This window comes from Pedobacter sp. R-06, from assembly GCF_049913135.1.
Taxonomy (GTDB): Bacteria; Bacteroidota; Bacteroidia; order Sphingobacteriales; family Sphingobacteriaceae; genus Pedobacter.
Map to the genome: position 1 here is coordinate 1419876 of NZ_CP183977.1, position 21059 is coordinate 1440934.

Annotated in this window: 22 protein-coding genes; 12 read left to right on the top strand and 10 right to left on the bottom strand. The window is 41.7% G+C overall.

Features of this window, described 5'->3' with window-relative positions; all coding sequences use genetic code 11:
* Positions 1-128 precede the first annotated feature (128 nt).
* Entirely contained in the window at positions 129-500 is a 372-nt protein-coding gene (locus ACN9MR_RS06020; protein WP_426330217.1) for a winged helix-turn-helix transcriptional regulator, read from the bottom strand.
* A gap of 58 nt (positions 501-558) precedes the next feature.
* Here ACN9MR_RS06020 and ACN9MR_RS06025 point away from each other — a divergent pair, with 58 nt between their 5' ends.
* Complete coding sequence (locus ACN9MR_RS06025) at positions 559-1062, top strand: TetR/AcrR family transcriptional regulator (protein ID WP_426328701.1); 504 nt, start codon at positions 559-561, stop codon at positions 1060-1062.
* A gap of 4 nt (positions 1063-1066) precedes the next feature.
* Positions 1067-1480 (top strand): DUF1348 family protein, encoded by a 414-nt coding sequence (locus ACN9MR_RS06030; protein ID WP_426328702.1) that lies wholly within the window; start codon positions 1067-1069, stop codon positions 1478-1480.
* Between the two features lie 374 nt (positions 1481-1854).
* Here the strand turns inward: ACN9MR_RS06030 and ACN9MR_RS06035 are convergent, their stop codons facing one another.
* Positions 1855-2394 (bottom strand): GNAT family N-acetyltransferase, encoded by a 540-nt coding sequence (locus ACN9MR_RS06035; protein WP_426328703.1) that lies wholly within the window; start codon positions 2392-2394, stop codon positions 1855-1857.
* A 713-nt stretch (positions 2395-3107) separates the two neighbouring features.
* A complete protein-coding gene (locus ACN9MR_RS06040; protein WP_426328704.1) occupies positions 3108-3632 on the bottom strand; it encodes a hypothetical protein in 525 nt (174 codons plus the stop codon).
* Positions 3633-3753: 121 nt separating this feature from the next.
* On the opposite strand from ACN9MR_RS06040, the gene ACN9MR_RS06045 reads away from it, so the two are divergent.
* Positions 3754-4776 carry an LLM class flavin-dependent oxidoreductase gene (locus tag ACN9MR_RS06045; RefSeq protein WP_426328705.1) on the top strand — a complete coding sequence of 341 codons (1023 nt, stop codon included), beginning with the start codon at positions 3754-3756 and terminating at the stop codon, positions 4774-4776.
* Positions 4777-4820: 44 nt separating this feature from the next.
* Here the strand turns inward: ACN9MR_RS06045 and ACN9MR_RS06050 are convergent, their stop codons facing one another.
* From ACN9MR_RS06050 to ACN9MR_RS06060, 3 genes are all read right to left on the bottom strand, one after another.
* Positions 4821-5186 carry a response regulator transcription factor gene (locus ACN9MR_RS06050; protein WP_426328706.1) on the bottom strand — a complete coding sequence of 122 codons (366 nt, stop codon included), beginning with the start codon at positions 5184-5186 and terminating at the stop codon, positions 4821-4823.
* A 116-nt stretch (positions 5187-5302) separates the two neighbouring features.
* A complete protein-coding gene (locus tag ACN9MR_RS06055; protein WP_426328707.1) occupies positions 5303-5530 on the bottom strand; it encodes an RNA polymerase sigma factor in 228 nt (75 codons plus the stop codon).
* Between the two features lie 14 nt (positions 5531-5544).
* Positions 5545-5802, bottom strand: coding sequence for an RNA polymerase sigma factor (locus ACN9MR_RS06060; RefSeq protein WP_426328708.1), 258 nt, complete (start codon positions 5800-5802; stop codon positions 5545-5547).
* Between the two features lie 419 nt (positions 5803-6221).
* On the opposite strand from ACN9MR_RS06060, the gene ACN9MR_RS06065 reads away from it, so the two are divergent.
* Positions 6222-6935 carry a DUF3891 family protein gene (locus tag ACN9MR_RS06065; protein ID WP_426328709.1) on the top strand — a complete coding sequence of 238 codons (714 nt, stop codon included), beginning with the start codon at positions 6222-6224 and terminating at the stop codon, positions 6933-6935.
* Positions 6936-7255: 320 nt separating this feature from the next.
* Here the strand turns inward: ACN9MR_RS06065 and ACN9MR_RS06070 are convergent, their stop codons facing one another.
* The gene (locus ACN9MR_RS06070; RefSeq protein WP_426328710.1) at positions 7256-8761 is read right to left on the bottom strand and encodes a PAS domain S-box protein; all 1506 of its coding nucleotides are present in this window, start codon (positions 8759-8761) and stop codon (positions 7256-7258) included.
* A gap of 229 nt (positions 8762-8990) precedes the next feature.
* On the opposite strand from ACN9MR_RS06070, the gene ACN9MR_RS06075 reads away from it, so the two are divergent.
* The gene (locus tag ACN9MR_RS06075) at positions 8991-9437 is read left to right on the top strand and encodes a hypothetical protein (protein WP_426328711.1); all 447 of its coding nucleotides are present in this window, start codon (positions 8991-8993) and stop codon (positions 9435-9437) included.
* A 970-nt stretch (positions 9438-10407) separates the two neighbouring features.
* Here the strand turns inward: ACN9MR_RS06075 and ACN9MR_RS06080 are convergent.
* The gene (locus tag ACN9MR_RS06080) at positions 10408-10995 is read right to left on the bottom strand and encodes a Crp/Fnr family transcriptional regulator (RefSeq protein ID WP_426328713.1); all 588 of its coding nucleotides are present in this window, start codon (positions 10993-10995) and stop codon (positions 10408-10410) included.
* Between the two features lie 263 nt (positions 10996-11258).
* On the opposite strand from ACN9MR_RS06080, the gene ACN9MR_RS06085 reads away from it, so the two are divergent.
* The 4 genes from ACN9MR_RS06085 to ACN9MR_RS06100 all read left to right on the top strand — a co-directional run bounded on the left by ACN9MR_RS06085 (position 11259) and on the right by ACN9MR_RS06100 (position 13205).
* Positions 11259-11537, top strand: a complete 279-nt coding sequence (locus ACN9MR_RS06085) for a GNAT family N-acetyltransferase (protein ID WP_426328714.1) — start codon at positions 11259-11261, stop codon at positions 11535-11537.
* Positions 11538-11613: 76 nt separating this feature from the next.
* Positions 11614-11835, top strand: a complete 222-nt coding sequence (locus tag ACN9MR_RS06090) for a (4Fe-4S)-binding protein (protein WP_426328715.1) — start codon at positions 11614-11616, stop codon at positions 11833-11835.
* Between the two features lie 102 nt (positions 11836-11937).
* Positions 11938-12663: an SDR family oxidoreductase gene (locus ACN9MR_RS06095; protein WP_426328716.1), complete on the top strand. Its 726-nt coding sequence runs from the start codon at positions 11938-11940 to the stop codon at positions 12661-12663.
* Between the two features lie 185 nt (positions 12664-12848).
* Positions 12849-13205 (top strand): nuclear transport factor 2 family protein, encoded by a 357-nt coding sequence (locus tag ACN9MR_RS06100; RefSeq protein WP_426328717.1) that lies wholly within the window; start codon positions 12849-12851, stop codon positions 13203-13205.
* A gap of 833 nt (positions 13206-14038) precedes the next feature.
* On the opposite strand, the gene ACN9MR_RS06105 is transcribed toward ACN9MR_RS06100, so the two are convergent.
* Both ACN9MR_RS06105 and ACN9MR_RS06110 read right to left on the bottom strand, forming a co-directional pair.
* Positions 14039-14356 (bottom strand): hypothetical protein, encoded by a 318-nt coding sequence (locus tag ACN9MR_RS06105; protein WP_426328718.1) that lies wholly within the window; start codon positions 14354-14356, stop codon positions 14039-14041.
* A 322-nt stretch (positions 14357-14678) separates the two neighbouring features.
* A complete protein-coding gene (locus ACN9MR_RS06110) occupies positions 14679-14936 on the bottom strand; it encodes a helix-turn-helix domain-containing protein (RefSeq protein ID WP_215126009.1) in 258 nt (85 codons plus the stop codon).
* Between the two features lie 1223 nt (positions 14937-16159).
* On the opposite strand from ACN9MR_RS06110, the gene ACN9MR_RS06115 reads away from it, so the two are divergent.
* The 3 genes from ACN9MR_RS06115 to ACN9MR_RS06125 are packed head-to-tail and all read left to right on the top strand — an operon-like array spanning position 16160 to position 21041.
* Entirely contained in the window at positions 16160-16429 is a 270-nt protein-coding gene (locus ACN9MR_RS06115) for a hypothetical protein (protein WP_426328719.1), read from the top strand.
* A 50-nt stretch (positions 16430-16479) separates the two neighbouring features.
* A complete protein-coding gene (locus ACN9MR_RS06120; protein WP_426328720.1) occupies positions 16480-17805 on the top strand; it encodes a TlpA family protein disulfide reductase in 1326 nt (441 codons plus the stop codon).
* A 14-nt stretch (positions 17806-17819) separates the two neighbouring features.
* Positions 17820-21041, top strand: a complete 3222-nt coding sequence (locus ACN9MR_RS06125) for a SusC/RagA family TonB-linked outer membrane protein (protein WP_426328721.1) — start codon at positions 17820-17822, stop codon at positions 21039-21041.
* The last annotated feature ends 18 nt before the right edge of the window (positions 21042-21059 follow it).

Consider the following 21059-nt stretch of genomic DNA (forward strand, 5'->3'; position numbering starts at 1 on the left):
ATATTTTGCTCCGATAGATGGCTGCAAATATCATGTTTACTTCATTATTTGTCGCGCCAGGCTTTAATTTTATTTTAGAGCTAAGGAAATAACGCACTCTTTGAGGAGAGTTTGAATTACCTTATCAATTAGCCTTGGTGTGTTTTCCTGTGCATCTTTTCACGATGCGAAATTCCCCATTCTATCATAGCCCTGACTACTGGTGCAAAACTTTTGGAGTAATCTGTAAGCCTGTAAGCGATTATTTTAAAATTATGGGCATGTGCCTGCCTGGAGATGATCTCATCTAGCTCCATCGCTTTTAATTCCCGCGATAACATGCGGGCGGTAATGCCGGGGATGCTTCTTTCTATTTCAGCAAATTTTGAGTTGCCGTCACAAATTGACCTGAGAATCATAAGCCGCCATTTTCCACCAAAGGTTAATCTTGCAGGAGGCTTCAGCTGGAGAGCGGAAAATAAACCACTAAAAACAGACAGACTTGTTTGTTCATTTAAAATGTTTGTTTATATTTGCATAGTTAAACTTTGTTTTATGTCATCACCAAAAAAAAGGATTATGGAGACAGCATCTGTTCTCTTCGCAGGTCAAGGTTATAATTCCACAGGAATTAACCAGATTATTGCTGAGGCCAGTGTGGCCAAGGCTAGTTTCTATCAGCATTTTAGATCAAAGGAAGACTTGTGTGTTGCGTTCCTGGATGCCAGGCATGAATACTGGTTTAATGAACTGCATGAGTATGTGAAAAACCAGGACGGGTTAAAATCCAAGATAGTTTCGTCATTTGATTTTTTGATTTATATGAACATGAAAGAGGATTTTCGGGGTTGTAGCTTCCTGAATATATTGTCTGAAATACCAAGTGATAACGTTAAGATTCTAAATCCGATCCAACAACATAAAGCGGATCTCCGGGCATTTTTCAAATCTCTTATAGCGGATGAAACGATGGCGGATCATGTTTATCTTCTTTTTGAAAGCTGCATTACGGAAAGTAAAATGTTTAAATCGAACGAACTAATAGAAAAATCAAAATCAATTATAAGTAACTTAATCAAATAAAACCATGGAACAGAAATTCCCCCTACCTCCATTTACATTGGAGTCCGCATTACAAAAAATCCAATTTGCAGAAGATGCCTGGAACTCACAGGATCCCGAGAAAATTTCTAAAGCCTATACCATTGACAGCGAATGGAGGAACAGAGACCAATTTGTGAATGGAAGAGAAGAGATTGTAAAATTCCTTTCTGAGAAATGGAAAAGAGAATTAAACTATAAACTTAAAAAAGAGTATTGGGCGCATACAGACAACCGCATCGCAGTAAGGTTTGAGTATGAGTTCCAGGATTTAGATGGTAACTGGTTCAGAGCTTACGGAAATGAAAACTGGGAGTTCGATGAAAACGGTTTAATGGCGAAAAGATATGCAAGTATCAATAACCTAGCCATCACCGAAGACCAGCGCAGAGTAAAATAGCCGATGGTTTTTAAAAGGGAAGTAAGATGGCAATGGCTATGTCCCTAAGCTGTGTTTAGGCCTAATGTTCAGTATGGTACCGTTGATCAAGTATTCATGATTTTGTCTGTCCAAGCTTCCACGGATCCTTTTTTGGAGTCCATAGTTAAGTTTATCGGTGTTAAGATCATTTCTCTTCATGTTAAATAATTCTTTAGACTTTTCGTTAAGTAGTTCATCAAATTATCCAATTTTGTTTGTTCTTCAAAAACTTCGTGTGCATCTATGTCATCATTGAAGTCCGAAAACCGCTGCACCGTTTTATTACTGCCGGCACCTGTTGTAAGGGATCCGGAAATGATGATTAGCCTTTTTATCAATCGTCGTTAATAGGGTTACACAGTTTCATACAAATCCTGGAGCACATCGAAGGGTGCCTTATAGTAAAACTGCGCTTTCTCCAATACCTTTCTGGCGGGAATGTTGTACCTGTTGACTACGGCGCCAATGCTGGTGATGCCCTGTGAAAGTAAATTGTCGATTACAGGCGGCAGTATTTCGGTCATGATATAACAGCCTGTTGCTGCTGCGGCCAGATAAAATTCAATAAAAAATGGATAAGCTTCCATGCTGTAGTGTTGCTGGGCAACTTTTGGTGAGATCAGGTCTATCAGGCCAATGACTTTATCCTGCTTTTTATCGGTGATAAAGTGAAGGTAGTTTAGTCCTGCATGATAGTTCATGACCATGGTCTGTAGGAAAAGTTCCGCTTCCTGAATATTATGTAGTCTTTTCTGTGGAATGTAGGTTAAGGTTTGCTCATCAGACAGGATCGCAAAGATATCAATGGCCAGCTTTTTAAATTTTTCCAGCTCTTCCGGCCTGAAGGGGTGGATCAGCAGGTTTTCTGTTTCGTAGTGCAATGGTTCGGTCATGGGTGCGGCTAAAATAGCAAAACCGAACGGATATAGCGGCACCAGTTTTTCTTTGGTCTTTTATTTATCCGGGAAGTGTTGGTAATGTTAATTAATGGGCAAACCTTGATTTGTTTTAATGGTGGGAGGATGGTGTTGCTGCCATATAAAGGAGTTTATCCCGGAAGGCGATAATGAAATCTTTAAACATTACGGGAATGCTGTCTGACACCGGGAAGCATGGTGCCGTTGGTTAAGTAGATTGTTGTTTTTAAGCGAATTCATCAGGTTTTGTGCTTTTGGAAGATGCTTTTCATTTTTTTTTGCGTGCCCCTGAAGGGTCGCGTCTTCCGCTGTATCTCCCTACGGGAGGATGCCGCTGCAACCGCTCACGCGCTTTGGATTAAGGTTTGGTTATGGGATGTGTGCAGCGATGGTGTGGAAATTGATTTTAAGTTATGATAGGCATTATTCAACTATTTTTTTTGCTGTTCCTGCGGGCCGGGCAATTTGCTGTATCTTTCGTTCCAGAAGGATGAGGTAAGGGCGGCCGACGGGCTACCGGAACGGCTGGCGGATATGTAACCGCGCAGTTACGTTAGGGGCTACAGTAAGCGTAAATATCTGCCCGTACTGGGTGTGTTTTCAATGCCTGGAGGATTTGAGCGGTTAAAAATCTGGTTCAGATAATCGCTGGTGAAGGGTAATGAGGACCTGCTCACATTGCATTGATCTTATTGCTTTTTTGCCGGCTTGGCTTTGGTAGGGGCGTTTTGCTTAAGCTTTTTAGGTGCAGGCGTTGCACTTTTGGGCGGTTTGCGTGCAGGCTTTTTGGGCGGGGTTTTCTTCTTCCGTGCATTTTTGATGCGGTATTCAAGCAGGTAAAGTCTGGTCTGCCATTTCCCGATGATGGTGTCGTCGATTTTCGGAAGGCCTGTTGGTTCCAGAAGACCGAGCACATTGGCCAGTTCGCGGGTGCTATCTGCTTTGGCCCGGTTTTCTTTCAGCCAGTCCTGTTGTTTGGTTTCATGGGATTTCTGGTATTCGGCTATGGCCAGTTTGATGAGCTTGACCTCATCTTCTTTTGATCCGTGTTTGCGCAAAAGCACCATCTGCCTGTTCCAGGCGTGGAAATTGGCAGGATCTGTCATTGCGGATTTCCGGTAGCGTTTTAATGCGGCAGCATTATCGCCCGCTCTTTCCAGTTCGAGCGCAGCAGCGAACTGCTCCTTTGACCGTATCTGTTTTCTTCTTGACATGACTGACTTTGGAACAATTAGCCACGGGCTATTGTTTGCTGAAGGGTAATAGCGGTTATGACTGCACGATGACCTTTGCGCTATAGGCGTAATGGTAACTTTGGATTTAGCAATTAGTGAAATGAAGAAAATCGGATTTTTATCGTTCGGGCATTGGTCGGAACATCCCTCATATCAGGCGCGTACCGCTAGTGATACTTTGCTGCAATCTATCGACCTTGCCGTTGCGGCAGAAGAAATCGGCCTTGACGGAGCGTATTTCAGGGTACACCATTTTGCAAGGCAATTGGCATCGCCCTTTCCGCTGCTTTCGGCTATTGGCGCAAAGACTTCTAAGATCGAAATCGGAACGGGCGTTATCGATATGCGCTATGAAAACCCTTTATATATGGTTGAAGATGCTGGTGCGGCAGACCTCATCTCTGGTGGCAGGTTACAACTGGGCATCAGCAGGGGTTCGCCCGAGCAGGTGATCGAAGGCTGGCGGTATTTCGGTTTTGCACCAAAGGATGGGGAGAATGATACTGATATGGGAAGGCAAAAGGCTTTAGAATTTCTGGAAAGATTGAAAGGCGAAGGTTTTGCAAGGCCTAATCCCAATCCCATGTTTCCCAATCCGCCGGGACTGTTAAGGCTGGAACCCTATTCCGAGGGACTGCGCGAGCGCATCTGGTGGGGAGCTGCTTCCAATGCGACTGCAGTTTGGGCGGCAGAGAACGGAATGTACCTGCAGAGTTCTACTTTGAAGTTTGATGAAAGTGGCAAGCCCTTCAGTACCCAGCAGGCCGAGCAGATCAGGCTTTATAAGGAGGCCTGGAGAAAAGCGGGACATGACCGCGAATCAAGGGTTTCTGTCAGCCGTTCAATATTTGCGCTGATGAACGATCAGGACAGGTATTATTTCGGGCAGCAGGGGAAAGGGGCGGATAGTTTTGGCTATATCGAACCGACCCAAAGGGCGGTCTTCGGGCGGGGATATGCCGCTGAGCCCGATCAGCTGATAAAGGAACTGGCTGCCGATGAGGCGATACAGGAAGCGGATACGGTATTATTGACCATTCCAAATACCTTGGGCATAGATTACAACATTCATGTGCTATCTGCTATTCTGGAGCAGGTTGCCCCGGGACTTGGATGGAGATAGGTTAGTTTGATTTTTTTGAATCACAGTTGGTAAGCATATTTTTGTTAATTGTGGCGGATGCTATGGCCAACCTGTTCAATCAGCTTATATATATCAAACGGTTTAGCAATAAAACCCTGCGCACCGCACGAATTTTGTACCTCGTTCTTACTCGAGTGGGCACTCATCATGAGCACAGGTATTTTTTTTGTGTTAAAATCTTTTTTTAGCTTTTCACATACATTGATTCCGTTACCGTCGGGCAACCTGATATCAAGGAGGAACAGGTCTGCCTGATCATGTTTGTCCTTTAACATGAATTCATTGATACTGGAAAAACTTATCACTTCATATTTTTCCTCGGTAAGGATCATCTCTATGATATCCCTGATGTCCTGATCGTCTTCGAGGACATATATTCTTTTTGCCATAACCTAACCAAACTTATTAATGTAATAATCGGTAAATGCCTGAAATTGTTTTAGAATTTTAGAGGGCTATACCAATAGGACTTCTTTAAAGAGAGCCAAAGCGGCTGAATACAGTATTACCTGTACATTTTTAAGTATTTTTTCAGCTCACATCGCGCCTGGTGGATATAGGTTTTAACAGTGCCCAATGGAACATTGAGGTCTTTGGCTATCTCGTCATACTTATAGCCTTCGAAATACCTTTGAAATGCAATCCGGTATTCAGGTTTTATCGAGGCCAGGGCTTTCATGATATCGTTAAGCGCAAAGGATGTTTCGCCCAGGTTTTTTGTCGAACTTTCCATTAAATTCGGACTCGTCAAATCCTCATCTGAAATGATTTCGCTTTTCCGTTTGGCTCTTGCACAATTGTTATAAAATGTGTTTTCATGATCACATATAACCAGCCCCTTAAATTGGTTCCGTTATCAAATCTGTCGCAGAAACGCACTCCTTTAATAAGGGTTTCCTGTACAAGATCCTTAGCGTCATCCTCGTTATTGGTGAATTTTAATGCGTGCGTGAATAATTTTGCTGAATGGCGTTCTGCAGCTTGGGTAAAATCCCTCAAATCCATATTTAAATTTTATATCCCTTTACCAAAAACTATTTTTACATTACAAACAACGGATATCCAGGGAAATAGTTTTTATTAAACTTTAAGACGGGTCAGCTTAGCCAGCCAACTAATATCTAAAAGCAGTGCCGCTTCGGGCATAATCCAGATGCCTGTTAGGTATCTCTTGCGCCGGGACACTGATTGTTTCCTTTTTTTCCTGTCATCATTACTTGCTTCATGCTGTGAGGCACCTAAGCGGCTGAATAGGCATTGTTAAAATGGATTTTCCAGCGGGCAAAACTTTCTGCCTTTTGCAAGGTTATAGGATCATGCAGGTCCCATTCCAATCACCTGCGCCATTGCAGAGACATCTGGAAAAAGTAGTATAAGTAATAGTTTATATTGTATAAGGGCATATTTATGAGGAGAGCATCAAGTTGATTGTTAATTACAGAGATAATGGCTGGGAAATTATCACCCAACGTGCTCACGGTCTTTTGGCGGGACAGGTCTGTGCGCGGTGGAAAATTTCTGACCAGCCGTTAAGATGGGTGGAAACCCTTATCGCGACAACTGAACACGATGATGTTTTCAACGAATTTCAGCTTGGGCCGCTGCTCACCGAGAGTGGTGGACCCATGGACTTTAAGATGACCTGTTTTAATGAGCAGGCCTGCAGGCAGATGATTGAGATGGCGTTGAGCAAAAGCCGTTTTATCGCCTTATTGTTTGCAAGGCACATCGGTTTCACCCATGGAGGTGAGCCGGCGGCAAAACGATATCTTGCAGACCTTAAAATACTAGAAAGCAAATGGATAAAAGAGGCTGATAGCAGCACTGCAGAAGTTAACCGCGCATATGAACTTCTGGAATTCTGCGATGCTTTTTCGCTGATCATCTGCCAGGGCCAGATCCCACCGGAAGAGCGGAAATTAGAAATCAGCAGGGGGCCGAATGGTGAATCTTATCAGTTTTTTCAAAAAGAAAACCGTCTGATTGTAATGCCCTGGCCTTTTGAAGTTAAAAGTTTTGATGTACACTACGAGTGCCGGATACTAAAGAGCCTTCGCTTTAAGAGTGAAACAGAATTTAAAAATGCACTCCAGAACGCAACAATCGGACTTAGGAGATTAGCCATCAGCGCAACCTGATAATAATTGAAAAAAGTAGGAGAGTTGAGAGGTTATCAGTTCTGAGAACAAAACCCTGTTTTTGCCTAAATACACTATGACAAACTGCCTGCCCGTTTGAGTATAGCAGGAATAGCGAATACTATTGGTTTCTGATGAAAATCGCTGAATGTCTGAACCAGCCAGATTATAGGGCTTTTAGGGATGCCATTAACTAGAAAAAGAAAAAAATAGTCAGCACGGAATATGAAGAAGCGCTTAAGCGTTCAGCAATACTTGTCCTCTTGGCGCCGACAATCTGAACTGAAATTTCAATTGTATCACCAGCTAAGACATTTCGTTTAGGTGGTCGCTAAATCAAATGAAAACGTCGTGCCCTTTCCCAATTCACTTTCCACCGAAATTTCCGAGCCATGTAATTTTAGAATGTTAGATGCCAAATAAAGTCCGATCCCAAACCCAGCAATAGATTTTGTCTGTTCAGTACTTATTCTGGTGAACTTCTGAAATAATTTCCTTTGGTCGTCAGGCGAAATTCCTATTCCCTCGTCCTGTACTTTTATGCGAACAGCGTCATTCACAATTTCGCTCGTTATATGGACTGTCCCTCCATTTGGCGAATACTTTTGGGCGTTACTTATTAAATTGGTGAGTACCATGGAAATCTTTTCCCGGTCAGCAAGTACTGATATTCGAGTAGGCTGGTGGTAAATGATTGTGTTATTTGAATGGGAAACTTTTGCATCCTCAATGCATTCTTCAATTAGTTCAGAAAGGTTGAACTCCGATTTTTTAATTTCCAACCGACCTTCTTCGAACCTGGAAATATTCAGGAAATCCTTTATCATTGCTTCCATTTTCCCTGCCTGCATCTCGGCACGCTGTAAAGCCTTGGTTAAAAAGGTAACATCTGAAGTTTTCTGACGGGCAATCTGTATGTATGATTTCAACGAAGTAAGCGGTGTTTTAAGTTCATGGCTTACGAACGCTAAAAATTCTCCTTTTTTTTGTTCAATTAATTTTTTGTCGGTAATATCACGCGCTATTTTAGAAATACCGATTACCTCACCTGTGCTGCTTTTTATTGGTGATATGGTTAAAGAAACACATATTAGCGAACCGTCCTTCCTTAAACGCTCTGTTTCGAAGTGATTTACCCGCTCTCCACTTAAAATTTTCCTCAATATTTGGGGTTCTTCGTAATGCCGTTCTTCAGGAATAATTTTAAGTATTGATTCACCGATCATATCCATTGCACTAAAACCAAATATCCGTTCAGCCGATTCATTCCAACTGGTGATAATACTGTTCAAATCTTTACTGATTATCGCATCATCTGATGTTTCAATAATGGCCATTAGTCTTTTACCATCCACCTCTGCTTTTTTGTGAAGGGTCATGTCTCTAACAATTTTAGAGATGCCGATAATATTTGAATTTCCGTCAAAAACAGGGGAAATGGTTAAAGAAACGGCTATGAGCCTACCGTCTTTATGTAAACGTTGGGTTTCAAAATGATCTACACGGATACCTCTTTTTAATTGGGCAATAATTTCCGGCTCTTCACCGTGCAGGTGCTTAGGGATGATCTTGAGGATGGACTGTCCAATCATTTCCATTGCACTATATCCAAAAATTCGTTCCGCAGAGTTGTTCCAGCTGATAATTATCCCGTTGAGGTCTTTACTAACTATGCCATCATCTGAAGATTCTATAATGGAATTCAAAACAGCACTTTTTTCTTCTGCCTGTTTTAGGACTGATATCAGGTTTCTCAGTTCCCTGTTGTCCAGTTCCAGTGCCGATTCTCTTCGTTCAAAATCCTTAATCTTTTTTATTATCTCCATGTCCGTCAAAGCAAATCGACACACAATATAGGAATAAAAAGTTAAAAATTTCCACTCTTGGATATAGGACTGCACCTTATGCTACGCGGAGAGTTGGAGGAATTAGGGATCAAGCTTTTGTTTTTTGTTGTGCTGTTTCTATTGTTTATAGCTGTGTTGTTTCTATTGTTTGTTGCAAATGTATGGTTATTATCTGTTTATCTCTCTTTTAATAACTTGTTCTGTAAATATGAATTTCATCTTAAATCCTGATTTTGATGAGGAAGGCGCTACACATAATCCAGTTTCATGGTACTGCACAAATGGCGCATCGGCTACAAATGGCGCGTATACCGAAAGTGGTGGCTACAATGGCACCTTTCGGTTAACCTATTGGAAAAACGTGAACTATACTGTTAAGAGTTATCAGGTAGCAAGTAATATCCCCAATGGAAACTATGTCTTAAGGGCCTGGGTAAAAAATGGTGGAGGACAGGATACGTGTCAACTGATTGCAAAAAAGTATGGTGCAGCAGGCCTACAAAAAGCAATTAATCTTCCTATAACCTCTTCTTGGAAACAGATACAGGTAAGCAACATTGTGGTCGCCAACAACACTTGTAAAGTAGTACTCTACAGTAAAGCATATGCAAATAATTGGTGCAATATCGATGCTGTTCAGTTGCTGAAACAATAATAGCGTCTGCGATCAGAGCAAAATAAAAATGATTCAGTTTTAGGCATTGGCCACCTTAGTGGTGGCCTTTGTGTATACTCAATGAATCTGGTTCTATCCCACTTTTGGTGGGCAAACGTGATATATGGCGGGCATATGGTTCGTATTTAACCTACGTCTCGTCCTGCCATAACTTATCATTAAAAACTGAAAAATGATCACATGTTCCGCATTTTCACTGACAAGCCGTTCCGCTCTAAACTGACGGCCTGTTTCCGGTGCAAACTGGTTGTTTTGAACTTTCGATTAACATTTTTTCGGAATTTACTTCGAGGTACTTCTGGCATACAAATTAAGTCAGGGTCCGTCCATTATACTCAGTACATCCAAAGTCCGCGCTGTCCGGAAGGGTGAAGGGTCTGGTAAATGCTGAATGGTAAAAAAAGAAAATTATATAAATAAGATGATATAGAAATCAGCAGTAAGACAAAAAAGATTTTAATGAGCTCCGAACCAACCGTCCAATTTTTCTTGTGTTTATTTATTAGTAAACTGATCATACCAAATGATAGGGTTGTGATAATGGCATATGGAAACAATAATAAATATTTATAACTATGATCAAACTCGCTGGTCCCGAATGGTTGATACATAATTAAGAAAAGATATTACAGTAATCCAATAATTGAAGAGGCAAAAACAGTCTCTCTAATTGTCTCATTGACCGAGTAATTGTTCTTACAATCATTTAGTTTAATTGGAGTTAAAGAAGCAAAAAGTGAACTTGTACTTTTTAAGCAAATTTATACACTTCTCTATATAAGTTGCAATACATAATCGTGGAGGATATATTTGAAGTTCCATTAATGATTAGGAGGCATCACATACTATGTAAGTGACCTAAATTTTATCAGATTTAATCTGATCTAGGGCTCATATCTAGTCAGATAAGATGTGATCCATATAGCTTTCTAATTCCGGAAAACTCATTTTACTTTTTAAGAGACTGGTTACGGATTCGGCTAAGTGTTTCTTTGGTAATTCCCAGGTATGAAGCGATGATGTGCTGCGGGAACCTTTGCAGGAAGTCGGGGTATTTTCGCTGCAATTCCTCATATCTGTATTCGGCAGAATAATTGATGGAGGAGTGCAACCTACTTTGCATAGCCATGTGATGGGCGTCATCGAGTTTAATTCTCAATTGGCAAAATGCGGGAATGGCGTTGACCTTGTCATACCAACCATCTTCTTTTGGTAGCATCAATACCTGGGTTTCCTCCCACGCATCGATATTATATATCGACGGCGTTAGCTTGTGATAGCTCTCCCTGTCCGAGGTCCACCAATTTTCTACTGCAAGGTTTAGCACGTGTTCGCTCCCTTTATCATCTACTGTGTATTGTCGCACGGCTCCTTTTACAATAAAAGAAATATACTTACATACATCACCTTCCTGTAAAAGGAACTGCCTTTTTCTAAACTTTCTGGGAATAAACGCCTTACGCATCAACTCAATATCCTCCGCTGATAGTGGAGTTGCAGTCTGCTGTTCAAGGTAATTTAAAAGCGCCGTAAACATATTGTAAAGATAAACAAAACGAATTAATATTAGACTAAGAAGGCCAGACTAGATCTATTTTGGGGTGCAAAAATATGGCTTCTTGTTGATGTATGTCAATGTTTTTAGTTATCAAAGATCATCGTCTCATAATTTTTGGTAAGCATATCTTTACCAAACAGGAAAACGAATCAATGTTGCTAAGGAATGGCAAAATATGATAAACTCAAAAGCGAACTGACTTTTGATAGTTTGAGATACTGTTTAATATAAAATTGAAAGAAATGGATATACACCAAGCCGATAATGGTAAGAAGGGCATGTTTTACATCGGGGAACTCCAAACAACCGTTGCAGAAATGACATATGTCTGGTCAGGAAATAAAATAATTATTGACCACACTGGTGTTGACGAAACGTTACAAGGTCAAAACATTGGCAAGAGGCTGGTCGACAGTGCTGTTCAGTTTGCAAGAGCCAAAGAGATCAAAATATTTGCGCTGTGTCCTTTTGCAAAGTCGGTATTTGACAAAAATCCGGAGTATGCGGATGTCTTATTCTAATCAAATTTGGGCGGGTAAATGGGGGCAACTGTATCAACAAGCATCATTGAGGTAATTTGGAAATAAATAAAAAACTATGGAAAAAGAATATTCTAACGGGAAGCTGAAAATTATTTGGAGACCTGAAGTATGTATCCATGCTGGCAATTGTGTAAAGCTACTGCCTAAGGTATATAATCCTAAGGAAGTACCCTGGGTACAGCCTAAAAATGCTACTACTGAGCAATTGATTTCACAAATTGATCAATGTCCGTCCAGAGCGCTGAGCTATCAAATGAAGGAGGGGGAAAATAAGTAAACCTGCACGATTCCTCACAGAATGTATCAATCTCAGATACCGCTATTTATTAAGCTATTTTGAGCCAACTTAAACATACAATAAAATATTAAGCCAAATAAAATGAACAGAGCAAACGAAATTTTTAAAGATAAACATGTAATGATCGTGGGGGGAAGTTCCGGCATCGGACTCGCCACGGCAAAGCAGGCAAAGTTAGAAGGTGCAATAGTTACGATCGTGGGTTTCAATCCTGATCAAACTGAACGGATTGCCAACGGGAATGGATTTGAATGGAAGGCTGCCGACGTTACAAAACAGGAAACGATCGAAGCTGCCTTATCGGATGTTCAACAGGTCGATCACCTGGTTCTCCTGGCAGGCACATTTGTTAGTGGAACAATCTTAGAGGCAGACATAGACTATCTGCATAAAGCTTTCGATGAACGGATTTGGGGGGCATTGTATATCATCCGTTCACTTGGTGAAAAGCTTTCAACAGAAGCATCGGTTACTTTTACCTCTGGAGTGCTGGCAGACCGTCCCGGACCGGGAACTGCAATATTAGCAGCTGCATCTTCTGCTGTAGAGACGTTGGCCCGTGGTCTAGCCCTTGAACTCGCTCCACGCCGCGTGAACACTGTCTCACCTGGGACTACCGATTCACCTCTTTTGTCCAAGTCTCTAGGGTCGGGCAAGGAAGCATTTGTAAATTCAATGAAAGAAAAGCTTCCATTAAAACGTGTTGCAACGACAGAGCAGGTCGCAGAGGCCATTCTATTTTTTATGAAGAATGAAATAATCACAGGAGAAACTTTGCATGTAGACGGCGGGCAAAGGCTCATTTAATCATAAGTCCTACTCAAATTAAAATTTATATTTTCATGCTTAACAATATCAACATTAACCCTTTTTTTGAACCGCTTTATTGCAGACAGGGGTGTTCCTGAAGGTTAAGCTTAAGTAACTAAAAGTTCTATTTGACTACCGCTCGTCAGTAACAATAAGGGGATTTTAATAAAAAAATTATTACAATGGAAAATCTATTTGACCAACTGGAAGAAATACACGTTGCCGCGTGGAATGAAAAAGACCAAAAAAAACGCAAAGAGCTTCTCGAAAAGATTTATGCAGATGATATCAAAATGTATGATAAAGACCTTATACTTGAGGGGTTGGAGGCCGTTTCTGATTTTATAGGAAAACTTATAGTAGAGGATTCCTCGTATAAATTCTCAAAAGCAAAACCTATAGAGCCGCTTCAGAACGGTGCCCGACTTTTCGGACATATCCAAACCGGAGTGGGGATGATGAACAGTATGGACTTTTTCCTGACCGAGAACGGAAAAGTAAAATATCTGTATGCATTTATCGAGCTTGCCGTCTATTGATAGCCATAAGAATGTAGTTTAATATACTGTGCAGATCAATGGTTGTTGGATTGACACATGAATTACATCTACTATATCTGCAAGATGATCGTATTCCAATATCAACTAAGGGCATTAGTATGTAAAATCACATATACTTCTAATTCATAATTACGAACGTATATATAGGACTGTTTGTGTATGTGAAATTTTTCGCCAGTACAGCCAATGAAATTTCTGTAACAATAGAATCACTCCGTTGATCGTTTTGTTTTGATCTGGGATATAGGGAAAATCCTCAAAAAAAGCCCACAACTGTATCCGTAATGTTCGGAAACGCAGTTTTAGAATATTTGCGGATTGAGTTGCACCGTACAGAGTGATTAGGAATTGCTGGTTTCACAGTTTTGTTAACGCATAGGCTAATCTATACTGGAAAAAGTCTTAAGCTTTTGGCTATGGCAAGGAAACTTTGTAATTATAGTGATATTGTTATTAATATTTTACCCTTAAAGTGCTTTTGCAAGTCAAGGGGATTGCACTTTTGTCTAAAATGGCGTTTTAAGATTGAGGCGCTTTTTTACGGATTCACAATGTTTTCGGAACGAAAGGGTGTCGAACTTAGTTGTGTAATTGATTGTGAATTAGTGTTTTAATTTTTGTTAATTCTGGTTTGATGCCAAAAACTCACCTTTGTTTTTTTGATACTATATCTAAATTTAGCCATAACAAAATAACTAAAACCTCAAAATGGTGGGAAGATTGATACCTTGAATTAATTAAATCAATCGTATTACTTTCTCAATTGATTATCGATTTGGTGGGAAAGGGGTCAACCAGATTGATTCATCCAGTTAATCATCAGAAATATTTATTATCGATTTCTTGAGTGCCACTTTCCTCGATTTTCGTTTAGCTCTGATTTTTTTCTTTTTGTCTAAAACTTTTGGAATCAATTTTTGTCTTTCTTTTCGTAATTTCATTAACCTACCAAGCTCATCATACTCTGTAATCTTAGTGTCTAGTTCGACGATTCTCTTCAGATCAGCAATAAATTTGTTATTAATTGGAACCATTGTCGACCCGTAATGGGACAAAATCTTTTCAAAAAAATTTTGTCTCTTTTTTTTTGCTCTTAATTCTTTGTTTTTCAGATAGATATGGTCGGCCATTTCGTTAAATAAAATTGTTCGATATCAGTCTCCATCGTATACTTTATCGGACATTAATGAATCAAATAATACTTCTTGATCTTTTTGAGAAAAATGACCTTAAATATTACGACTGAAATACATAATTAACCACAAAAATTTTTGGTATATGTGATGGATAGTGATGAAAAAAGAATGGGAATGGGGTCACAAACTATCCTATTTTGTGGTAAAGATTTTTTAAATGTGCTTTAGGTGATATAATGATCAGCATTTCATTATTTGCCGCTTCTTTCTTTAGTTACTTATGATCTTGAGATTTGCCACTTAATAACAGTTTATGTTATTCCAGCCCGGCGCTAAAGTCGATTCCGAAATTAAAATCCAGAAGTTCTGTTGGATGGATTTTTAAACCTATTGCCAATCTCAATAATGTAATAAAACTTGGACTGGTTTCTCCATTTTCATATTTAATAATATCTCCGGTATTAACCCCGCTTCTCTTGTAAAATTCGCGATAAGAAAGTTCCTGTTTCTCTTTTAAAGATTTTAAATGCTGACCGAATCTTTTCAGAATGATTTTTTCTTTCTCACTAATCATTTTATTGCTAATAAAAATATAATTGGCAATGTCTTTTATATTTTATTTAAAATCGTCATGCAATTACTTGACATTAAGCTTTTTTTTATTTACATTTACGTAATAAAAAATAAAACCAGTAAGGTAAAATTAAGAGTCTTGCAACCTCAAATCTCACGCCGTTGGAGCAGGACAGCAGATTTTATCCCATTTCTTATAGCGGAATTGCTATCTTTAGCTTTCCAAAATAAGAGTGGGCTTCTGCTGTAATTCCATTTCAACGTAAGGCGTGAGAAACATTATGAGGTTATGGTTTGGGAAGCCCACTTTTTCCTCTCTCCGCCAAGACTCATAACATACGATTATGAGCAGACAAAAAATAAGTTGGATTAACTGGTTGGTACTTACTGAGGTGAGTATGCTCCAATATGTTATTTTAATTGTTCATCATTTTCAAGTATTTTTATACCAGTCTCTATTAACTTGTCCGTTTGATCGGCTTTATGCCTTGAAGCCAAAGAATCCTGAGTAGTTTTTTGGATGGGGCAGGTTGGCCATTATGGTCGAAAATAAATAGGTTCTTAATAATGATGGCCTGCCTCATTTTTTGTTTGCTTGGAGCTTGGGGCCTGGTTTATTGGGACGTTTTTCCTCGATTTTTTGGTATTTGAAAAAATAAACGGTTTCACCGTAATGGGATTTGTACGTCTGGATTTTTAGGCCAGGGTGGGGGTTTTCTGTCACATAGGCTCTTCCACAATTGGGTACTTTGGGCGACTGCCTTTGATCAATTTTTAGTTTAGAATTTTTAACCCTGTATATGAAGACCGATAATAGTTATTTACCGCTTTTTTTTCTCTGTTGGGCTTTTTTGTGTAGCTCATTGGCGGTATGGAGTATTTGGCCCATAGGTCGTAGCAGGCAGAGACCAGTTAATAAAAATAAGTATGAGTCCGGGCAGGTGCTGCGGAATATAGGCGGAGTGAAGCCCGGCCCGGATGATTTTACCTGTTTCTGTTGTATTGATAGCGATGTGATCTTGGTTATAAATTCTGACATTGATTTTATTTCCCCTTCGCTCCAAAATCCAATCAAAAATATTATTAAAGGTCCAGAATAAGGCTACCTTGGAAGCTGAGGTTTTTTCGATCACTGCTGAAATCCAGTTACCAGATGTTACTGTAAAGTAGTCAAACTTTGCTCTTGCTTTTAATCAATTAGCACTTTTCCCTAACCATCAATTCATGACTTTATCTGATTATAATCCTGGAAGCCCTTCTTTGAAAACAGCTCAACAGGTGCTGGAATCATTTTATGAACACTATAGTGTCGATAAAATAAAGCTGACGTTGCTGGAGTCGTTTCAGGGCTATGCCTTGAACGATAACAAGGGTTTTCTGGATCTTAATATCAGTGAACAGGAAGTTAGTGATGTTTTCGATGGTTTGATCGAACTAGTCACGACCGTGCGGACGCTGATGGAGCAAGGAAAGATTGAAGGAATAGGGGCATAGGCGGGCTTTACTTTCAATTTCTAATTTTTTAACGTTTTAAATCAATCAAAATGAAGCTTAAATTATGCTTCCTGCTACTGCTATGCCCAATTTTTTGGGTACATGCCCAGGATAAAAATATATCAGTTACCTCGGGGTCTGCAAATAATCGAGGAATAGCCATTGGGCAACAGGTGCCGGATGTACTTATACAGAATATTTCTGGCCTCAAGGGGTCAGATAAAAAGCCGGTAGCCCTGGCGCTTTCAACTTTTAAGGGCAAACTGCTTATCCTGGATTTCTGGGCAACCTGGTGTTCGCCCTGTATTGCGATGATCCCTAAAATGGAGGCTTTGCAAGAAGAGTTTAAAGGGCGTGTGCAGTTCCTCCCGGTGGCTTATCAGTCGTTTAAGGAAGTGGATGCCTTTTATCAAAAGCTGCTGCGGCAGACGGGGAAAGTTTCTTCGCTGCCAATGGTCTATGCGGATACGACTTTGGTCAGGCTTTTTCCGCATCAAACTTTGCCGCACTATGTATGGATAGGTGGAGATGGTGTTGTAAAGGCCATAACCGACCGGCAGGCTGTGTCCCGTGAAAATATAAATTCTTTGTTAGCGGCAGGATCTTTAGACCTGAAAGTTAAAAAGGATGAGAGAATGTTTTATGATACCAGTAAGCCGCTGTTTTTTGAGGGAGAGGATCTCGATAACAGCATTTTTCGATCTCAGCTTTCGGGTTATATCACCAATATCGGCCGCGGGATCTATAAAGATGTAGATGTACAGTCGGGCAGACCGGTGAGGCGCATTACCGGGCGTAACCTGACCGTGCCTGAACTTTTTCGGATAGCCTACAAAAAGGAAAAAAAAGAAACGGCGCTCGAAGATGGCCTAGTGGAAGAATTTGATCCGAAAAATCTGGCCAGCGCAGATTTTCTGGACTGGTTGAAGCAGGGCAGGGGATATTGTTATGAGCTCATGATTAATCAGCAGTCCAGTGCGCGGACATATGCTTTGATGCAAGACGAGCTAAAGGGTTTTTTCTCGGATTACCGGGTAGGGCTGGAAAAAAGAAAAATACAAGCCCTGGCCTTAGTGCGTACCTCTTCAAAAGATAAACTCCGTACCTCGGGTGGGCAGCCCTCGGTTTACGTGGACGGCTTTGGCTGCAAATTAACGAGCTGCTTCCTCTTTGTTTTTATTGAACGGTTACAGGTTCCTTTACAAGAGAATCCGCTTCCGATGATTGACCAGACAGGGTATACGGGAATGGTCGACCTCGAGCTCACGGCCAATATGCGTAGTATCGAGCAGGTCAATAAAGCGCTCGCCCGCTATGACCTGCGCTTTGTGGAAAAACCTGCAGAGATCGAAATGCTCGTTATCCGTAAACGCTAAACACAATTTTAGTCATGAAGAAAATTATTATACTATATCTTGCAACGCTGTTTTTGCTTTACAGTTTACCTGTCAGTGCTCAACAGCCCACAAAAGAAATAAAGGGCAAAGTTGTGGCGGCCGACGGACGCATTCCCCTGATTGGAGCCACCGTTAAAATGGAAGAATCCGGTGTTGCAGTGCTTACTGATCAAACGGGGAGTTTCACCTTGAAATCCTCGCTGGTCAAGGTTACCCTTTTGGTATCCTACCTGGGTTATGAGCCTGTTCGCCTGAAGGTGTCTGCTGGTGATCAGCCGGTGGTGGTTGTGCTGTCTGCTACAGCAGCGCAGTTGAACGAGGTTGTCGTTTCCACGGGTTACCAAACGCTTCCGGCGGAAAGGGCTACGGGTTCTTTTGTTCAGGTGGACAATAAACTGCTCAGCCGAAGGGTGAGTACCGGTGTGCTGGAACGGCTGGAAGATGTTACGCCGGGCCTGCTGTTTAACAAAGGAAAGTCGGCCGGGGCAGGCCTGATCAGTGTTCGGGGACAGAATACGATTTATGGGAATTCCAGTCCTTTGATTGTCCTGGATAATTTTCCATATGATGGAGATATCAATAATATCAATCCCAATGATGTGGAGAGTATCTCGGTACTTAAGGATGCTGCTGCGGCTTCCATCTGGGGCTCGCGGGCCGGTAATGGCGTGATTGTGATCACCACTAAAAAAGGACGTTACAACCAGGCCCTTAAGGTTGGCTTTAATGCCAATGCGACAATCGGTGATAAACCGGATATCTTTTATCAGCCCAGGATGTCTGCTGCGGATTTCATCGGTGTTGAAAAACTGCTTTTTGACAAGGGTTTTTATCTGAATGCCGAAACAGGTTTCAATAATCCGGCGATTACGCCTGTTGTGGAATTGCTGATTGCCCGAAGAGATGGTAAAATAAGCACTGCCCAGGCGGATGCGCAGATCAATGAGTTGGCCGCTTATGATGTGCGTAATGATTTTGACAGCTACTTTTACCGTAAAAGTATAAATCAGCAATATGCGCTGAATTTTAATGGTGGAAGTGAAAACCAGCGCTTTAACCTGTCGGGAGGTTACGACCATAACCGGGATAATCTGGTAGGAAACGGTTTTAACCGCTATACCTTCAATGGCGGACAGTCCCTGACTTTACTGAAGAAAAAACTGGAGGTAACTACAGGATTTTATTATAGCCAGAGCAATACTGTTACCAACAATCCAGGGACAAGCCTGATCGGACTTGTTACAGGTAATGGCGGTTCGCTGTATCCCTACGCCAGGCTTGCTGAAGCTACCGGGAATCCCCTTGCGATAACACACGACTACCGTCAGGGTTTTATACAGTCCGCGCGGCAGCGGGGACTGCTCGACTGGAGTTATAAGCCCTTGGAAGAAATCTTCCTGGCGGATAAATCCCAGAAACTCATCGATTACCGGCTTAATTTTGGCGCCAGTTATAAAATCCAGCCTTATCTTTCGCTGTCTTTACTTTACCAGTATGGACAGAGCATCACTAACGGGCGGAACCTGCGCAGCGAAAAAACCTATTTTACAAGGAATCTGATCAATAATTTTTCGGCGGTTGATGCTAACGGGAAACTCTCTTACGCTATTCCGCATGGCGCGATACTCGATCTGAATGAGCTCACCGCAACCAGTCAAAGCATTAGGGGACAGCTGAATTTTAACCGTCAATGGAATGATAAACATAGTCTCACGGCCATTGCAGGATATGAACTTCGTGATTTCCATACGGTGGGGAACAGCAACCGTTCGTATGGGTATGACGATAGCCATGCAACTGCTTTAGGGGTCGATTACCTCAGCCAGTTTCCCCAGTATGCAATCCCCGGTTCGTTGGCAGCTATCCCTTTTTATAACAGCATGACCGATCTGACCGACCGCAATATTTCTTATTACTCGAATGCGGCGTATACCTACCTTGACCGGTATACCCTGTCTGCCAGTGCGAGGCTGGACCAGAGTAACCTATTCGGGGTAAAAACCAATCAACAGGGGGTGCCCCTTTATTCGGCGGGACTCGCCTGGAATATTGATAAAGAGCCTTTTTACGGCCTCGAGTGGCTACCGTACCTAAAAATGAGGCTAACCTACGGGTACAATGGCAATGTGAATAAAAGCCTTTCTGCTTTTACGACCGCGCTGTACGTGACAGGCAATGCCATCAATACCGTATATGCGCAGGTCATCAATCCACCAAACCCCGAGCTGAGATGGGAACGTGTACGACTGATCAACATCGGGATCGATTTTGCGGGGAGGAACAACCGGATCAGCGGCACCATAGAACCTTACCTTAAGCGGGGTGTCGATCTGATCGGGGATATTGCCTTTGCACCCTCCTCGGGCATCACTACCTTCCGCGGCAACACGGCGAATACCCGCGGTGCAGGCATTGACCTTAGTTTAAACAGCCAGAATCTGACTGGTGAGTTTAAATGGCAGACCAGTTTCTTTTTTAGCCATGTAATGGATAAAGTTGTGGATTACGCACTGCAGCAACCGGCAGGTAGATATGTACAGTTTTCCGATGGCGAAGTTTATCCTTTACAGGGAAAACCCTTTTACGCCGTCTACAGCTATGCCTTCGCAGGCCTCGATCCCCGGAACGGCGACCCTCAGGGTTATCTGGAGGGCAAAATAAGCAAAGATTACGGGCAGCTATTGTCTTCAGCGACCGTAGGTAACCTGATTTACAATGGCCCTGCCCGGCCGGTAAGCTACGGCGCGCTGCGGAACACGTTCAGCTACAAACAGTTTTCCTTTTCTGCAAATATCAGCTATCGCCTGGGTTACTATTTCAGGCAGCCGGGCATTTTTTACGCCAGCATTCTTTCCGGACAGGGTTACTTTCAGGGCAGGTATAGCGAGCGTTGGCAGAAGCCTGGTGATGAACTGATCACCACCATCCCTTCGATGCCTGATGGCACTAATGCGGCAAGGGACAGTTTCTATAATTTTTCTACCGCAACGGTACAAAAGGCAGATAATATCCGCCTGCAAGACATTAGCCTATCTTATGAGTTTGGTAATAACTTACTGCAGCAGCTTGCACTCAGTAAACTGCAGATTTATCTCTATGCCAATAACATCGGGATCATTTGGAAGTCGACCAAAACCCATTTTGACCCGGATTATCACGTCGCGGATTACCCGCCCGCCCGCACGGTTGCTGTAGGCATTAAAGCTGATTTTTAAAATGATGATAACGAAACT

Coding starts and splice junctions, on each gene's coding strand:
- ACN9MR_RS06090 (WP_426328715.1), top strand. CDS start 11,614: ATGGAAAAAGAATATTCTAACGGGAAGCTGAAAATTATTTGGAGACCT.
- ACN9MR_RS06085 (WP_426328714.1), top strand. CDS start 11,259: ATGGATATACACCAAGCCGATAATGGTAAGAAGGGCATGTTTTACATC.
- ACN9MR_RS06060 (WP_426328708.1), bottom strand. CDS start 5,802: ATGGATTTGAGGGATTTTACCCAAGCTGCAGAACGCCATTCAGCAAAA.
- ACN9MR_RS06120 (WP_426328720.1), top strand. CDS start 16,480: ATGAAGCTTAAATTATGCTTCCTGCTACTGCTATGCCCAATTTTTTGG.
- ACN9MR_RS06070 (WP_426328710.1), bottom strand. CDS start 8,761: ATGGAGATAATAAAAAAGATTAAGGATTTTGAACGAAGAGAATCGGCA.
- ACN9MR_RS06040 (WP_426328704.1), bottom strand. CDS start 3,632: ATGTCAAGAAGAAAACAGATACGGTCAAAGGAGCAGTTCGCTGCTGCG.
- ACN9MR_RS06105 (WP_426328718.1), bottom strand. CDS start 14,356: ATGGCCGACCATATCTATCTGAAAAACAAAGAATTAAGAGCAAAAAAA.
- ACN9MR_RS06025 (WP_426328701.1), top strand. CDS start 559: ATGGAGACAGCATCTGTTCTCTTCGCAGGTCAAGGTTATAATTCCACA.
- ACN9MR_RS06050 (WP_426328706.1), bottom strand. CDS start 5,186: ATGGCAAAAAGAATATATGTCCTCGAAGACGATCAGGACATCAGGGAT.
- ACN9MR_RS06095 (WP_426328716.1), top strand. CDS start 11,938: ATGAACAGAGCAAACGAAATTTTTAAAGATAAACATGTAATGATCGTG.
- ACN9MR_RS06035 (WP_426328703.1), bottom strand. CDS start 2,394: ATGACCGAACCATTGCACTACGAAACAGAAAACCTGCTGATCCACCCC.
- ACN9MR_RS06115 (WP_426328719.1), top strand. CDS start 16,160: ATGACTTTATCTGATTATAATCCTGGAAGCCCTTCTTTGAAAACAGCT.
- ACN9MR_RS06125 (WP_426328721.1), top strand. CDS start 17,820: ATGAAGAAAATTATTATACTATATCTTGCAACGCTGTTTTTGCTTTAC.
- ACN9MR_RS06045 (WP_426328705.1), top strand. CDS start 3,754: ATGAAGAAAATCGGATTTTTATCGTTCGGGCATTGGTCGGAACATCCC.
- ACN9MR_RS06055 (WP_426328707.1), bottom strand. CDS start 5,530: ATGGAAAGTTCGACAAAAAACCTGGGCGAAACATCCTTTGCGCTTAAC.
- ACN9MR_RS06110 (WP_215126009.1), bottom strand. CDS start 14,936: ATGATTAGTGAGAAAGAAAAAATCATTCTGAAAAGATTCGGTCAGCAT.
- ACN9MR_RS06075 (WP_426328711.1), top strand. CDS start 8,991: ATGAATTTCATCTTAAATCCTGATTTTGATGAGGAAGGCGCTACACAT.
- ACN9MR_RS06100 (WP_426328717.1), top strand. CDS start 12,849: ATGGAAAATCTATTTGACCAACTGGAAGAAATACACGTTGCCGCGTGG.
- ACN9MR_RS06030 (WP_426328702.1), top strand. CDS start 1,067: ATGGAACAGAAATTCCCCCTACCTCCATTTACATTGGAGTCCGCATTA.
- ACN9MR_RS06080 (WP_426328713.1), bottom strand. CDS start 10,995: ATGTTTACGGCGCTTTTAAATTACCTTGAACAGCAGACTGCAACTCCA.